This window comes from Pseudomonas sp. CH61, from assembly GCF_059429415.1.
Window position 1 is genome coordinate 3,393,763 of sequence record NZ_CM182098.1, and the last position, 15,058, is coordinate 3,408,820.

A 15,058-nucleotide genomic window follows, 5' to 3' on the forward strand; every position below is an offset into this window, starting at 1 on the left:
CCGCGTTCGGCTTTGGATGGGACGCAGAGCGTCCCGGGCTGCATTCCCACGCAGAGCGTGGGAACGATCACGGGGCGGCTGGCGCGAGGCCAAAGAACGCCTGAATCAAGCGCAACTCCCGACGCCGCTCCATGCAGCCGATCATGTGCCGATTGACCAACCCTGCCCCGACAATCGGAATCGCCACCACCCGCGGGTCATGGCTGACCTCAACCGATGACACCACACCAACACCCAACTCGGCCGCGACGGCTTCGGTCACCGCCTCACGGCTATCGAGTTCCAGCAGCACGCGCGGATGGATCGACGCCTGCGCGCAGGCGTCATCAAACGTGCGCCGGGTGATTGAGCTTGGCTCGCGCAGCACCATGATCACCTGATCCAGTTCCTTGAGTTTCACTTCACCAGCACGCACCGCCCACGGGTGCACCGCCGGTACCAACGCGCAAATCCGTGATTCGCTCAACGCTTGCAGATGCAGGCCTTTGCGCGGCTCCACTTCGGTCAACACCGCCACATCGGCGTGTTCCGACAGCAACGCCGCGAGGGTTTCCTGAGCATTGCCCAAACGCAGATTCACCGTGATCCCCGGATACCGCGCACGCAGGCTGGCGAGCATCGGCATGACCATGTGCGGCCCGTCCGCCGCCACTTCCAGCCGTCCGGTGAGTAATTGCCGGTTGGCCTCGAGCATCGTCTGCGCCTCTTCCGCGAGGCCAAACATTGCGCGGGTGATCGCCGCGAGTTTGGTGCCCTCCTCGGTCAGTTCGACCCGTCGCGCGGTGCGCCGTAACAGAGTGATCTGGTAGTGCTCCTCCAGCGCCTTGATATGCCCGGTAACTGCCGGCTGGCTGATGAACAAGCGCGCGGCGGCGCGAGTGAAGCTGCCTTCGCGGGCCACGGCGTCGAAGGCGCGGAGCTGGAACAGATTCATGAATAACTCTCACTGATGGCTGGCATAACAACAAACAATTTGATTGATGCAACAGCGAATTGCAACGTATGCCTCGTAGCTTCATCCCACAGCGCAATCCGAGGACACACGAATGAGTATCGCCGAACCCATCCTGCTCACTCCCGGCCCGTTGACCACTTCGGCCCGCACCCGCCAGGCGATGATGGTCGACTGGGGGTCATGGGATGACCGCTTCAACCAACTGACCGCCAGCCTATGCGAACAATTGCTGGCGATCCTCAACGGCGCCGCCACGCACCACTGCGTGCCATTGCAGGGCAGCGGTACCTTCGCCGTCGAAGCGGCCATCGGCACTTTGGTGCCGCGTGACGGCAAAGTGCTGGTGCTGATCAACGGCGCGTACGGCAAGCGTCTGGCGAAGATTTGCGAAGTGCTCGGCCGCTCGTTCAGCACCTTCGAAACCGCTGAAGACGAACCGACCACCGCCGCTGACGTCGACCGTCTGCTGCGCGCCGACAGCGACATCACCCACGTCGCGCTGATTCACTGCGAAACCAGCACCGGGATTCTCAATCCGCTGGCGGAGATTGCTCAGGTCGTCGAGCAACACGGTAAACGCCTGATTATCGATGCCATGAGTTCCTTCGGCGCATTGCCGGTGGATGCGCAACAAGTGCCGTTCGATGCGCTGATCGCCGCGTCCGGCAAATGCCTGGAAGGCGTACCGGGAATGGGCTTCGTCTTCGCCCGCAAGGAATCACTGGCCGCAGCCGCCGGTAATTCGCACTCGCTGGCGATGGACCTGTTTGACCAGCACACCTACATGATGAAAACCGGGCAATGGCGCTTCACCCCGCCGACCCACGTGGTCGCGGCACTGCACGAAGCGCTGCTGCAATACAACGAAGAAGGTGGCCTGCCGGCGCGACATGCGCGTTACGCGGCCAATTGCGAGGCGCTGATGGACGAGATGGGCAAGCTCGGTTTGCGCAGCTTCCTGCCAGCGGCAATTCAGGCGCCGATCATTGCCACGTTCCATGCGCCGCAAGATCCGCGTTATCAGTTCAAGGATTTCTACGAACGGGTCAAGGCCAAGGGTTACATCCTCTATCCCGGCAAATTGACCCAGGTCGAAACCTTCCGCGTCGGCTGCATCGGCCACGTCAGCCCGGACGAAATGCGCCAGGCCGTCGCGGCGGTCGGCGAAGTGCTGCGCGAGATGGAAGTCCTAGAGATCTAACCCACACCCAAAATCCCCCTGTAGGAGTGAGCCTGCTCGCGATGAGGCCGTGCCAGTCGACGAAGATGTTGAATGATCAACCGCTATCGCGAGCAGGCTCACTCCTACAGTTTGAATTGCATTGCCAACTCAGGAAGTTGATCAACATGAACTACGTCAATCCAAACAAGCTGCAAGCCGCGATCCTCGACTGGGCCGGCACCGTGGTCGATTTCGGCTCGTTCGCGCCGACGCAGATCTTCGTCGAAGCGTTCGCCGAGTTCGACGTGCAGGTCTCCATCGAAGAAGCCCGTGGCCCGATGGGCATGGGCAAGTGGGATCACATCCGCACCCTTTGCGATCAGCCGCAAGTGGCCGAGCGTTATCGCAAGGCATTCGGCCGCACGCCGACCGATGACGACGTCACCGCCATCTACAATCGCTTCATGCCGCTGCAGATCGAGAAGATCGCCGAGCACTCGGCACTGATTCCCGGCGCTCTGGAAACCATCGCCAACCTGCGCCAGCAAGGGATAAAGATCGGCTCGTGCTCCGGCTATCCGAAGCAAGTGATGGACAAGGTCGTCGAACTGGCCGCCACCAACGGCTACGTCGCCGACCACGTGGTTGCCACCGATGAAGTGCCGAATGGCCGTCCGTGGCCGGCCCAGGCGCTGGCCAACGTGATCGCGCTGGGCATCGACGATGTCGCCGCATGCGTGAAGATCGACGATACCGTGCCGGGCATTCTCGAAGGCCGCCGCGCCGGTATGTGGACCGTTGCGCTGATCTGTTCGGGCAATGCGCTGGGTCTGGATTACGCCGGTTTCCGCGCCTTGGGCAGCGATGAGCTGGCCAGCGAACGCAAGCGCATTCACGCACTGTTCGAAGGCTCGCGCCCGCACTACATGATCGACACCATCACCGATTTGCCGGAAGTGATTGCCGACATCAACAAACGCCTGGCCAATGGTGAAATGCCCCAATACAGCTAGTTCCGCCGAGACGAAGAAAACCGCTGATTGCAAACGCAATCAGCGGTTTTTTATTCGACTTGCATAAATCAAATCAAGCAAACGATTTAACAGGCGCTTACCAAACTCAAGTGTTCACTCTGAAACAAGATCACCTGCGGCGTCATAAGCCAGACCGTCCGGGTATTTAATACTGCCATCCGGAAACTTGATTGTTCCGTCCGCCCATTCAATACGCCCATCCGCATATTCGATCGTATCATCTGGCCACACGATTCGGCCATCGGGATACTCTACCCGACCATCTTCATATTGAATAATACCATCGGGACGTGTTACCGATGTTTTATCCACATCGATCCGGCTGCCGTCCGGCAATGTCGTCGAGCCATCCTGGTGGGTTGTGGCACCGATGGTTTGAATCAGTGCAATCAAGGCAATCGGGTCGACATTGACGTTGACCGTTGGCCACGGCATCGGCGGTCGCTTGGTGTTGACTGGATCAGTCGGAAGGGTTGGCGCTACAGGCGTGGTTGGCGCCACCGGTTTGGTCGGGGCTACAGGCTTGGTCGGCACCACCGGTTTGGTCGGGGCTACAGGCTTGGTCGGCATCACCGGTTTGGTCGGGGCTACAGGCTTGGTCGGCACTACCGGTTTGGTCGGGGCTACAGGCTTGGTCGGCACCACCGGTTTGGTCGGGGCTACAGGCTTGGTCGGAACTACCGGTTTGGTCGGGGCTACAGGCTTGGTCGGCACCACCGGTTTGGTCGGGGCTACAGGCTTGGTCGGAACTACAGGCTTGGTCGGAGTGATGGAGGGCCGTGGTTTTGGTGTCGGTTTCGAGATCGGAGCCTTAGCCATATCTTTCTTTACGGCGTAGGTGTTTTTTTGCTGGGCAGCTACAATAGTTTTTTTCATTTCCACAAACTCAACACAATAAAATCAGCACTAATTACAAACCTTAGAAAACAACTAAGGACCTGACAAAACAATAATCACCCCACCCCAATAATTCAAATCAAAGCAAACACAAGATATAAACAACAAACAGTTACACCAACAACTTCAAACCACCACCCAACAACTCCCCCAATACAACAACCCAACAACTTCAGAAATACGCCTTTTCGACAGCGCCACTCCGCCAGCAAAAAACATTGATTAACTCAGGCAAAAACATCACATCAGGTTTACAGTTGATACAGGCCGTCAAACAAGAAGCGGTACCTGTAAACCCTGACCGATGAGGAAACACCGTATGCCGTGGACAAGTTCCGAATCACGCTACAGCACCGTATCGGTCCTGCTGCACTGGCTGATGCTGGTGTTGTTGGTGCTGGTCTACGCCAGCATGGAATTACGTGGCCTGTTTCCCAAAGGCAGCGGCGGGCGCACGCTGATCCGCGAAGTGCACTACATGCTCGGCCTGACCGTGTTTGTGCTGGTGTGGTTTCGCCTGCTCGCGCGCAGCATTGGCCCGGCGCCGAAAATCTTCCCCGCCTCACCGCAATGGCAAACCGTACTGGCGCGGCTGATGCACTGGGCGTTGTACCTGTTCATGATCAGCATGCCGATTCTCGGCTGGCTGATTACCAGCGCCGAGGGGCATCAGGTGATGTTCTATGGTTTTGATCTGCCGCTGCTGGTCGCGGAGAACAAGGATTTCGCCAAGCAGGTCGAGCACTGGCATGTTCTGATTGCCACGATCGGTTACTGGCTGATCGGCCTGCATGCGCTGGCGGGGATCTATCACCACTATGTGGTGCGCGATAACACGCTGCTGCGGATGATGCCCAAGCGCGGTTGATTGTCAGGGGCTGGCGATAAAACCGCGCCGGCCCTGCAAGCCACCGGTATGAATGAAGATCAGCCGCGTGCCAGCTGCGAATCTGCCCGCCTCGACTTGCTGTTTGAGCGCCAGCAACGCCTTGCCGGTGTATAGCGGCTCCAGAGGAACGCCGCTGGCCTGCTCGGTCTGCTCAATGAACGTGAGCAACAGCGGATCGACCTTGGCAAAGCCGCCGCGGCTGGCGTCGATCAGTTCATATCCCACGCAGCTCTGACCGGGCGACGGAACAATCGCCTCGACCTGCGGCGCCACGCCGTGATCCTCAGGTACCGCCAACGCGCCATAGACCGGATGCGCACCGGCCTCGGCGAGAACCAGCCCGGCGAGTGTCGTCCCGGTGCCACAAGCCAGCCACCATCCGTGGTAATCACTCCAACCGAGCGTGGGTAATTGCGCTTGCGCCTGTTCCTTGATCGCGGCACAACCGAGCGCACCCGGTAAACCACCACCGCCCTCGGGCACTGCATGCAGTTGCGGATACAGCTCGTGCCAGGGCGCCCAGAATCCCGGTTCGTTTCGTGCGCGATAACCGCCGTAACCCAACCAATGCAGCTGCATGCCAAACGCCTGCAAATCCAGCACCGTCGGTGTCTCTTGCGCATGCCCGCGTAACAGGCCCACGGTTTTGAACCCCAGCCGCCTCCCCGCTGCCGCCAACGCGTGCAGATGATTGGAATGCGCGCCACCGAGGCTGATGATGCCTGCGGCCCCCGCACGATCGGCGGCTTTGAGGTGTTCGACGAGTTTGAACCATTTGTTGCCGCTGATCAGCGGGTCGATCTGGTCGAGGCGCAGGATCGCGACTTCAATATCGGCGGTTTTCAGCCAGTCGAGGTGAAGGTGTTCGAGAGGGGCTTGGGGTAGCCAATCGGAGGGAGGCAAAAGCATGGGCGGCGATTCGATCTGGACAGAGCCGGCATTCTAGTCGCTCACAAGCCGCCATCGCGAGCAGGCTCACTCCTACATTTGAAATGCGTTCCCTGTAGGAGTGAGCCTGCTCGCGATGGCCATTGGCACGCTAGACCTGCTAAATCAGAGCTCAGCGGCGAGGCGCGAACCTTGGTTGATCGCACGCTTGGCATCCAGCTCGGCCGCGACATCGGCACCACCGATCAGGTGCACATTCTGCCCCGCTTCAACCAGGCCATCGTGCAGTTCACGCAATGGATCCTGCCCCGCACAAATCACAATGTTGTCCACCGCCAGCACTTGCGGCTCGCCGGTTTCGCCGATGCGGATGTGCAGGCCTTGGTCGTCGATGCTCAGGTATTCAACGCTGTTGAGCATTTGTACCTGCTTGTTCTTCAGACCGGTCCGGTGAATCCAGCCAGTGGTTTTACCCAGACCATCACCGACCTTGGTTTTCTTGCGCTGCAACAGGAACACTTCACGGGCCGGCGCATGCGGTGCGGCTTTGATCCCGGCAACGCCACCGCGTGCCTCCAGCTGCGTATCGATGCCCCACTCTTTCCAGAACGCGGCGCGATCCTGGCTGGTCGCTATGCCTTCGTGAACGAGGAACTCCGAGACGTCGAAACCGATACCACCGGCGCCGATCACCGCCACGCGTTTGCCAACCGGTTTGCGCTCGAGGATCACGTCCAGATAACTCAGCACCTTGGCGTTGTCGACGCCCGGAATTGTCGGTACACGCGGCGCAATGCCGGTGGCGAGGATGATTTCGTCATAACCGCCTTCAACCAGTTTCGCCACGTCGACGCGGGTGTTCAGGCACACCTCAACGTTAGTGGTCTGCAGTTTGCGTTTGAAGTAACGCAGGGTTTCGAAGAACTCTTCCTTGCCCGGCACACGTTTGGCGATGTTGAACTGGCCGCCGATTTCGCTGGCCGAATCAAACAGCGTCACCTGATGGCCACGTTCGGCAGCCACGGTCGCAGCAGACAAACCGGCAGGGCCGGCACCAACCACAGCGATTTTCTTGATCTGCTGCACCCGCAGGTAGTTGAGTTCGGTTTCGTGGCAGGCACGCGGGTTGACCAGGCAACTGGTGAGCTTGCCGCCGAAGGTGTGATCGAGGCAGGCCTGGTTGCAACCGATGCAGGTGTTGATTTCGTCGGCGCGGCCTTCGGCAGCCTTGTTGACGAAGTCCGGGTCGGCAAGGAACGGCCGCGCCATCGAGACCATGTCGGCATCGCCTTCAGCCAGAATCTGCTCGGCGATTTCCGGGGTGTTGATGCGGTTGGTGGTGATCAACGGGATCTTCACCGAGCCACGCAACTTGGCCGTGACCTTGCTGAACGCCGCGCGTGGCACTTTGGTGGCGATGGTCGGAATCCGCGCTTCGTGCCAGCCGATACCGGTGTTGATGATGGTCGCGCCGGCCTGCTCGATGGCTTTGGCGAGGGTGACGATCTCGTCCCAGGTGCTGCCGCCCTCGACCAGATCGAGCATCGACAGACGGAAAATGATGATGAAGTTCGGGCCGACCGCTTCGCGAACGCGACGAACGATTTCCACCGGCAGGCGCATGCGGTTTTCGTAGCTGCCGCCCCAACGGTCGGTGCGGTGGTTGGTGTGCGCGGCGAGGAACTGGTTAATGAAATAACCTTCCGAGCCCATGATTTCGACGCCGTCGTATTCGGCGGTTTGCGCCAGTACCGAACAGGTGACGAAATCGCTGATCTGCTTCTCGATGCCTTCCTCGTCCAGCTCTTTAGGCTTGAACGGGTTGATCGGCGCCTGGATCGCACTCGGCGCCACTTGCTTGGGGCTGTAGGCATAACGCCCGGCGTGAAGGATCTGCATGCAGATCTTGCCGCCCGCCTCGTGCACCGCGCGGGTGACGATGCGGTGCTTGAGTGCTTCTTCCTCGGTGGTCAGCTTGGCCGCACCAGAATAAACCCCGCCCTCGTCGTTCGGACCAATGCCGCCAGTAACCATCAAGCCAACACCGCCGCGCGCACGTTCGGCGAAGTACGCCGCCATACGTTCGAAACCGCCCGGTTTTTCTTCAAGGCCCGTGTGCATCGAACCCATCAGGGTACGGTTGCGCAGCGTGGTGAATCCCAGGTCCAGCGGGGCCAACAGGTGCGGGTAATGAGCGGCGGTCATCGGTAACTCCACAACGAGCAATCACGGAAAAGTTGCGGGCGCTCTGCGGCTCCCGTCAGTCATGTTCGACAGACTAAGAGTCGCATCGCTGTCACTCAATGACCGTAACTGACAACTTATTGATCCAAATGCGCAGCGCCCCTTGGCAACCGGAGCCATGGGCCCTACCCTAGTCGCCATACCCTGTACCCGGTAGTTGTTGGTTTTCATGCGCAAACTTTTGTACCTGTTCTTCTCCATGGCCCTCGTCGCCGCTTTGACCACCTACGCCATGTGGGCGGCGGACCGGCCGGCGGGGCACTACCTGTCGGACTTACGCATTAAAGTGGCGGTCGATCAGGGCACCCCCGCCGATCGCGGCAACCTGCTGGGCATCCAGCCCGAGCTGTTTCCCACCGACTATCAAAACCCCGAGCGCTTGCACCGCAAACTCGCTGCCTATTTGCAGCAAGCTCAGGATCAAGGCCTGCTGAACGACAAAACCGTCGTGGTATTGCCGGAAAACGTCGGCACCTGGCTGCTGCTCAGCGGTGAAAAAGACGAGCTGTATCAGGCCCCGTCCCTTGCCGAGGCGATGAACTGGCTGGCGGCAAGCAATCCGCTGCTGTTCGCCCGCGCCTGGCTCAGCGCCAACGGCAGCGACCGCCTCAACGACGCGTACCTGCGGATGAAATCCAAGGCGATGGCCAAGGACTACCAGGCACTGTTCGGTGGTCTGGCCAAGGAGTTTCACGTGACACTGGTGGCCGGCTCGATCGTGCTGCCGGAGCCAAGCATTCGCGACGGCCAGCTCAAACCCGGCAGCGGCGCGCTGTTCAACAGCAGCGTGGTGTTCGGCCGCGACGGCGTGCCGCTTGGCCAGCCACAGCGACAGATGCACCCGGTGTTCGATCAACGTGAAGTGATCGAAGGTGCGGACAAACATTCGCTCAACGTGGTCGATACCCCGGCCGGACGCCTCGGCGTGCTGATTGGCAGTGACAGTTGGTATCCGGACAACTACCGCCAACTCGACGAGCAACGCGTGCAATTGGTCGCGGTACCGGCACAGGTGCTCGGTCAGAGTACGTGGAACCAACCGTGGCGCGGCTATAAGGGTTCAAGTACGCCGGGATCGGTCAGCCTCAAACCCGGAGAGCTTACAGAAGGACAGGCCTGGCATCGGTTGACGCTGACCGCGCAACCTCCGAGCAGTCAAGCGATTGCCGGCATCAGTGTGTTTCTGCGCGGGCAGTTCTGGGAGAAGGCCAGTTCCGGTCAAAGTTTCCTCAGCAGCAACGGTCAGCAGTTCGCCGATGGCGAGGCCCGTGGCGCGCGCTTGCTGAACATCTGGTTGTAAGCCATGAAACCGCTACCGATGCGTCTTGGGGATCTGTCGGTGGGCTTCGTTCACAGCCTCGCCGATGCCGTGCGCAGCCATGCGGTCGATCCGCAGCCGCTGCTGGAGCAATATGGTCTGGACGCCGCGCGGTTGGCTGAGGCCGGGGCACGCTTGTCGATTCCGCGCTATATGCGTCTGGGCCACGCGGCAATTCAGCTGACCGGTAATACGGCGCTGGGCTTGCGCATGGGCCAGCTCAGCCGCCTGAGCCAGGCAGGGCTGGCCGGTGTCACTGCCGCACAAGCGCCGACCGTGCGCGAAGCCGCACGCTGCCTGATCCGCTTCGAGGCGTTGTACGGTTCCAACTATCGCGGCCAGTCCAGTTTCCACGAAGATGCCCATGGCGCGTGGCTGCGTTTCTATTCGATCAGCCCGTACAACGCCTATAACCGTTTTGTCGTGGACTCGATCATTGCCGGGTGGCTGCATCAGCTCTCCAGTGTCAGCCGCGAACCGCTGCGCGCTGAACGCATCGACATCGAATTCGAAGCGCCGGATTACCGCGAGGCTTACAGCGTGCTGGGGGATTGCCCGATCCAGTTCGGTGCCGAGCGTAATCAACTGCGCCTGAACCTCAACAGCCTCGCACTGCGCAACCCCGAGCATTGCTCGAGTACCTGGCGGCATCTGCTGCAGTTGTGTGAGCGGGAACTTGAACAATTGACCCGCACCCGCAGCTTGCGCGAACGCATCACTCAGCTGTTGGGGCCGTTGCTCAATGGTGGCCGGGAACCCGACCTGGAAGAAGTGGCGACACGCCTGAAGCTGCCGACCTGGACCTTGCGGCGCAAACTGGCCGAGGAAGGCACGCAGTTTCGCGCGATCCTCAACGATACGCGCCGGGACCTGGCGATGACCTACATCCGTGACACCGAACTGGCCTTCGGCGAGATTGCCTACCTGCTGGGTTTCGCCTCAGCCGAAGCGTTCCAGCGAGCCTTCAAACGCTGGAGCGGTCAGACGCCCGGCGAATTTCGCCGCAGCCACCGCAAAACGGCATAACAGCAGCTGCGAGCTACAAGCTTCAAGCTGCAAGTCAAAGCTCGGTGGCGTCTTCGGCGGGCTCGGGTTGATCCAGTTCAAAGGCCTGGTATTCGAGCAGCTCTTCTTGATATTCATCCATCGCGTAATCCCCCTGCTGCTCTCTTGAATGGGCCTGAGCAAATGCCCAGTGCCTCGAGCTTAACGTGCTCGTGTGAAGGAAAAGTGAAACCCGGCCTTCATGAATAAAACGTAGCAGGTGGTCAGGAATTTATCGCGGGAATTTTGTCAGGGGAATGTAACGAGATTTTAAGTGCATCAGAAGCCACTGTGGGAGCGAGCTTGCTCGCGAAGGCGTCGGAGCCTTCAGCACATAGGTGACTGAAGGTCCGTCTTCGCGAGCTGGCTCGCTCCCACAGGGATTTGCGGTGAGGCTGGTTTATTGGCCGGACGCTGGCATCGCCGGAATCGGCTCGGAGGGCGGCGGGATGTCCGGGTTGGCCGGTGGCGTGATGGTTTCGGTCGTCGATGCTGGCGCCGGTTCTGCGCTCGGGGCCGGAGTGATCGGCGCCGCCTCTGCCGGTGGCGCAACCGGTTCAGACGTCACTGGCGTCGCCTCAGCAGGTGCCGGCGCCGGTTCTGCGGCAGGCGCAGGTGTCGCAGCAGGCTCAGCCGCCGGAGTCGGTGTAGGCACCAGCGCTGCCGGAACTGCCTTCGCCTCAGGCACACCCAAGTCAGCCTTCGGCTTCTCTTCAATGTGTGCAGCTTTCTTTGCTTCCGCCGGGAGGAACAACTCCACCAACGTGAAGAAGCGCTCATAGAACTTTTGCGACGTCACCGTCTCGCTGGCGACCTTGACCATCGAATCGTCGGACGAGCCGATCGGCATCGACACCGAGCCCAACACACCCACGCCGAGGCTGGCCGAGTTGTTGGTTTTCTTCAGCGCGTAGCGATCCTGCAAGGCGTTGGCGAACATCGTCGCATGGTGCCCGGCGCTGCCATCATCGGCGCAGACCACGTTGAAGCTGATCTCCATGTGGGTGTCGCCGGTTTGCTGGAAGCTCTTGTGGCCGCTGACCAGTTTCGGGTCGCTGCTGGTGATGATGTAGCCCTGGCTGAGCAACGCACGCCGGGCCGCTTCGCAACTGACCGAATCGGTCACTGGATAATTACGCGAAAACGTACCGGAGTCATCGAAGTTCTCATGCTCATACATCGGCTTGTCTTTCGAACAGCCGGCAACAGCGGTCAACAACAGCGCCAACCCGACAACACGCATGGGAGTGGAAATCAACATTGAACATCCTGAGAGAAAACAGTCCGGGGCGTATTGTGCAACAGATCACGACCCCGCGGCGCATGGATTAGTGTCTTAAAGCAGTTACAACTCTATCGACCGTCAGTTGCGGGAAAAAGTCGCAACGCCAGATGATCGATGAACACGCGCAATTTAGCCGTCGCGTGGCGACTCGATGGCCATAGCACCCAAAACTGCCCGGTGTGCTCCAGATGCACATCGAGCACCCGCTGCAAGCGCCCTTGCGCCTCGGCCTCGCGGGTCATGAAATCCGGCAGACAGGCAATGCCCATGCCGGCCAGTGCCGCGTGGCTTACAGCCTCAATCGACGTGCTGACCAGCCTAGTCGGCAACGTCGGCTCGGCGGCACCCTCCGCGCGAATCAGCGGCCAGGTTTCCAGTTTGCCGGTGGCATGAAAGGTGTGTCTAAGGCACGCGTGAGCCGCCAGATCGCCCGGCGTTTGCGGCACGCCGCGCTGCGCCAGATAAGTCGGGCTGGCCACCAGCACCATGTGAAACTCGCCCAACGGTCGCGCCATCAGTCGCGAATCCCGTGGTTTTCCAGTACGGATCACGGCGTCGAAGCCCTCTTCAACCACATCGACCATGCGATCGGTCAAATCCAGATCCAGTTCAATCTGCGGGTACAACGCCATGAACTCGGCCATGACCGGCATCACCAGGCCATGCACCTGCGGCAGGCTGATGCGCAACCTGCCATGGGGTTTCGCAGCCGCATCGCACAACTCGAACTCCGCCGCCTCGACCTCCGCGAGGATCTTGCGACAGCGCTCCAGAAACAGCGCCCCTTCACTGGTCAGCGTGACACTGCGAGTGGTGCGCTGAAACAGCCGCACGCCGAGTCGCGCTTCCAGCCGCGCGATACTTTTGCCCACCGCCGAGGATGACACCCCTTGCAGCCGTCCGGCTTCAGTGAAACTGCGCGTCTCGGCGACCTGAACGAACACCGAAATACTGCCCAGGCTATCCATACCAACCTCCCATTAACGACATCCGTGTCCGATATGTTCGGAACCTTAACCCGTTTTTCACCGATGTGCAGCGCCCTACCCTGTGCTCCTCGTCAACTTTGAACATGGATGCCGGCTCATGAACGATGCCCAACTTGGTTGCCCCGCACTTGAACAACCCGTCGATCGCCGTGAACGATTACCCCTCGGCGCCCTTTTGGCACTGGCCACCGCCGGTTTCATCACGGTCATGACCGAAGCCATGCCCGCCGGCCTGTTGCCGCAGATGAGCAGCGGCCTGAATGTGTCCCAGGCGCTGATCGGGCAATTGGTCACGCTGTATGCGATCGGCTCGATCCTCGCGGCGATACCGCTGATAATCGCCACCCGAGGCTGGCGACGCAGACCGCTGTTGCTGTCCGCCATCGGCGGCTTTGCCATCGCCAACAGCATCACCGCCCTGTCGGAGTGGTACTGGCTCACTCTGATCGCGCGCTTTATCGCCGGGGTATTTGCCGGTTTGCTTTGGGCACTGCTGGCGGGATACGCGAGCCGCATGGTCGCCCCACACCTGCAAGGTCGCGCCATTACCGTAGCCATGCTCGGCGCGCCGCTTGCGCTGTCGCTGGGAATACCCGCAGGCACCCTGCTCGGCACCTTGGTCGGCTGGCGCCTGAGCTTCGCCATCATGACCGCGCTGACCGTTGTGCTGGTGATCTGGGTACGCTGGCAAGTACCAGACTTCGCCGGCGAACGCGTGGGAAAACGCATGCCGCTGCGTCAGGTGTTTACCCTGCCGGGCGTGCGATCGGTATTACTCGTCACCCTCACCTACGTCGTTGCGCACAACTTGCTGTACACCTACATCGCGCCTTTCCTGCAACCCTCCGGGCTAGATGCGAGTGTCGACCGCGTGCTGCTGGTATTCGGCCTCGCCTCGGTGTTGAGCCTGTGGATCGTTGGCAGCCTGATTGACCGCTGGCTGCGCGAACTGGTGTTGATCAGTGCCGGGTTGTTCCTGCTGTCCGCAATAGCACTGGGCCTGTGGCGCGAATCGCCGAGCGTGGTGTACATCGCCACCGCTGTGTGGGGACTCGCGTTTGGTGCAATGCCATCACTGCTGCAAACCGCCTCGGCGAAAACCGCGAAAGAGGCTGCCGATACCGCGCAATCGATGTTGGTTACGCTGTGGAATGTCGGGATTGCAGGCGGTGGTTTGATGGGTGGTTTGTTGCTGGGGAACCTTGGAGTGGGGGCATTCCCGTGGATTGTTGCAGGATTGCTGGTACTGACCCTGTCAGTAGCGATCAAAGCTCGGGGACATGGTTTTCCAAGAGCCGAATGAGACCGAGTGCGCTGTTGGATTGAGGCCAGACGGCTGGAAACTGATCGATTGACAGGGCGTCTTCGCGAGCAGGCTCGCTCCCACAATTGGATTGAGTACATCTGACAGAAGATTGCTCGGCTGGGAGGCCGCCATCGCGAGCAGGCTCACTCCTACAGTGGAACTGAGTACATCAGATAGAAGATTGGTCGGCTGGGAGGCCGTCTTCGCGAGCAGGCTCGCTCCTACAGTGGAACTGAGTACATCTGACAGAAGATTGGTCGGCTGTCAGGTCGCCTTCGCGAGCAGGCTCACTCCTACAGTGGAACTGAGTACATCAGATAGAAGATTGGTTGGCTGGGAGGCCGTCTTCGCGAGCAGGCTCGCTCCTACAGTGGAACTGAGTACATCTGACAGAAGATTGGTCGGCTGTCAGGTCGCCTTCGCGAGCAGGCTCGCTCCTACAATGGGATTGAGTACATCTGACAGAAGATTGGTTGGCTGGGAGGCCGTCTTCGCGAGCAGGCTCGCTCCTACAATGGGATTGAGTACATCTGACAGAAGATTGGTCGGCTGTCAGGTCGCCTTCGCGAGCAGGCTCGCTCCTACAGTGGAACTGAGTACATCTGACAGAAGATTGGTCGGCTGTAAGGCCGCCATCGCGAGCAGGCTCGCTCCCACAGGTTTAATTCGTGTACGGCCCACGCGGCAAAGCCGCCCCACTCAACAGGATGAGCGTTAGCTCGGCTGCAGCTCTTGATCTTGATCTGAAGGCCCGTCGGCAGGCTGAGTGGAGGGATTGATCCGGGGGTGGGAGCGCAGCGACCGTTCGACGAAGTCGAACACATCGAGAGGAGGTGCAGCGAAGCAAACCGTAGGCGATGCCCCCGGATCAATCCCGAAGCGAAGGAACCCCGAGCCCCAGCGAGCGGGCCGAACGTCAGGGCACAGCCTTTTGGGTTACCTTTTCGGCGTTTGGAAAAGGTGACTCGCTGTAAGAGCGAAACCGCCAGCGGCAGCACCCGCAGCAACGGATATCCCCCAAAACCCCAAGAACATGGTCGGCCCAAA

General features: G+C 60.2%; 12 protein-coding genes. 6 read left to right on the plus strand and 6 right to left on the minus strand.

Translation table 11 applies throughout. The annotated features are described in order from the left end of the window. Positions 1 to 67 precede the first annotated feature (67 nt). Positions 68 to 934: a LysR substrate-binding domain-containing protein gene (locus AC5SEM_RS15120; protein ID WP_495470689.1), complete on the minus strand. Its 867-nt coding sequence runs from the start codon at positions 932 to 934 to the stop codon at positions 68 to 70. 112 nt (positions 935 to 1,046) lie between these two features. Between AC5SEM_RS15120 and AC5SEM_RS15125 the strand changes: the two genes are divergently transcribed. Both AC5SEM_RS15125 and phnX read left to right on the plus strand, forming a co-directional pair. Next, on the plus strand, positions 1,047 to 2,156 hold the full coding sequence (locus AC5SEM_RS15125) for a 2-aminoethylphosphonate--pyruvate transaminase (protein WP_077573677.1): 1,110 nt from the start codon (positions 1,047 to 1,049) through the stop codon (positions 2,154 to 2,156). 146 nt (positions 2,157 to 2,302) lie between these two features. Further along, a complete protein-coding gene (gene phnX, locus AC5SEM_RS15130; RefSeq protein ID WP_077573678.1) occupies positions 2,303 to 3,130 on the plus strand; it encodes a phosphonoacetaldehyde hydrolase in 828 nt (275 codons plus the stop codon). Between the two features lie 114 nt (positions 3,131 to 3,244). On the opposite strand, the gene AC5SEM_RS15135 is transcribed toward phnX, so the two are convergent. Further along, positions 3,245 to 3,970 carry a hypothetical protein gene (locus tag AC5SEM_RS15135; protein WP_495470690.1) on the minus strand — a complete coding sequence of 242 codons (726 nt, stop codon included), beginning with the start codon at positions 3,968 to 3,970 and terminating at the stop codon, positions 3,245 to 3,247. Positions 3,971 to 4,367: 397 nt separating this feature from the next. On the opposite strand from AC5SEM_RS15135, the gene AC5SEM_RS15140 reads away from it, so the two are divergent. After that, complete coding sequence (locus AC5SEM_RS15140; RefSeq protein ID WP_077573681.1) at positions 4,368 to 4,916, plus strand: cytochrome b; 549 nt, start codon at positions 4,368 to 4,370, stop codon at positions 4,914 to 4,916. Positions 4,917 to 4,919: 3 nt separating this feature from the next. On the opposite strand, the gene AC5SEM_RS15145 is transcribed toward AC5SEM_RS15140, so the two are convergent. Together AC5SEM_RS15145 and AC5SEM_RS15150 are read right to left on the minus strand one after the other, a co-directional pair. After that, entirely contained in the window at positions 4,920 to 5,846 is a 927-nt protein-coding gene (locus tag AC5SEM_RS15145; RefSeq protein ID WP_495470691.1) for a 1-aminocyclopropane-1-carboxylate deaminase/D-cysteine desulfhydrase, read from the minus strand. 144 nt (positions 5,847 to 5,990) lie between these two features. Further along, complete coding sequence (locus AC5SEM_RS15150) at positions 5,991 to 8,030, minus strand: 2,4-dienoyl-CoA reductase FMN-binding domain-containing protein (protein ID WP_495470692.1); 2,040 nt, start codon at positions 8,028 to 8,030, stop codon at positions 5,991 to 5,993. A gap of 208 nt (positions 8,031 to 8,238) precedes the next feature. On the opposite strand from AC5SEM_RS15150, the gene AC5SEM_RS15155 reads away from it, so the two are divergent. Continuing rightward, the gene (locus tag AC5SEM_RS15155; RefSeq protein WP_077573684.1) at positions 8,239 to 9,369 is read left to right on the plus strand and encodes a carbon-nitrogen hydrolase family protein; all 1,131 of its coding nucleotides are present in this window, start codon (positions 8,239 to 8,241) and stop codon (positions 9,367 to 9,369) included. A 3-nt stretch (positions 9,370 to 9,372) separates the two neighbouring features. Further along, positions 9,373 to 10,413 (plus strand): AraC family transcriptional regulator, encoded by a 1,041-nt coding sequence (locus AC5SEM_RS15160; protein WP_495470693.1) that lies wholly within the window; start codon positions 9,373 to 9,375, stop codon positions 10,411 to 10,413. 418 nt (positions 10,414 to 10,831) lie between these two features. Here AC5SEM_RS15160 and AC5SEM_RS15165 read toward each other — a convergent pair whose 3' ends face one another. Together AC5SEM_RS15165 and AC5SEM_RS15170 are read right to left on the minus strand one after the other, a co-directional pair. Continuing rightward, complete coding sequence (locus AC5SEM_RS15165; RefSeq protein WP_495470694.1) at positions 10,832 to 11,692, minus strand: DUF2242 domain-containing protein; 861 nt, start codon at positions 11,690 to 11,692, stop codon at positions 10,832 to 10,834. A 92-nt stretch (positions 11,693 to 11,784) separates the two neighbouring features. Beyond that, positions 11,785 to 12,684 (minus strand): LysR family transcriptional regulator, encoded by a 900-nt coding sequence (locus AC5SEM_RS15170; RefSeq protein WP_495470695.1) that lies wholly within the window; start codon positions 12,682 to 12,684, stop codon positions 11,785 to 11,787. A gap of 118 nt (positions 12,685 to 12,802) precedes the next feature. On the opposite strand from AC5SEM_RS15170, the gene AC5SEM_RS15175 reads away from it, so the two are divergent. Then, complete coding sequence (locus AC5SEM_RS15175; RefSeq protein WP_495470696.1) at positions 12,803 to 14,008, plus strand: MFS transporter; 1,206 nt, start codon at positions 12,803 to 12,805, stop codon at positions 14,006 to 14,008. Positions 14,009 to 15,058 lie beyond the last annotated feature (1,050 nt).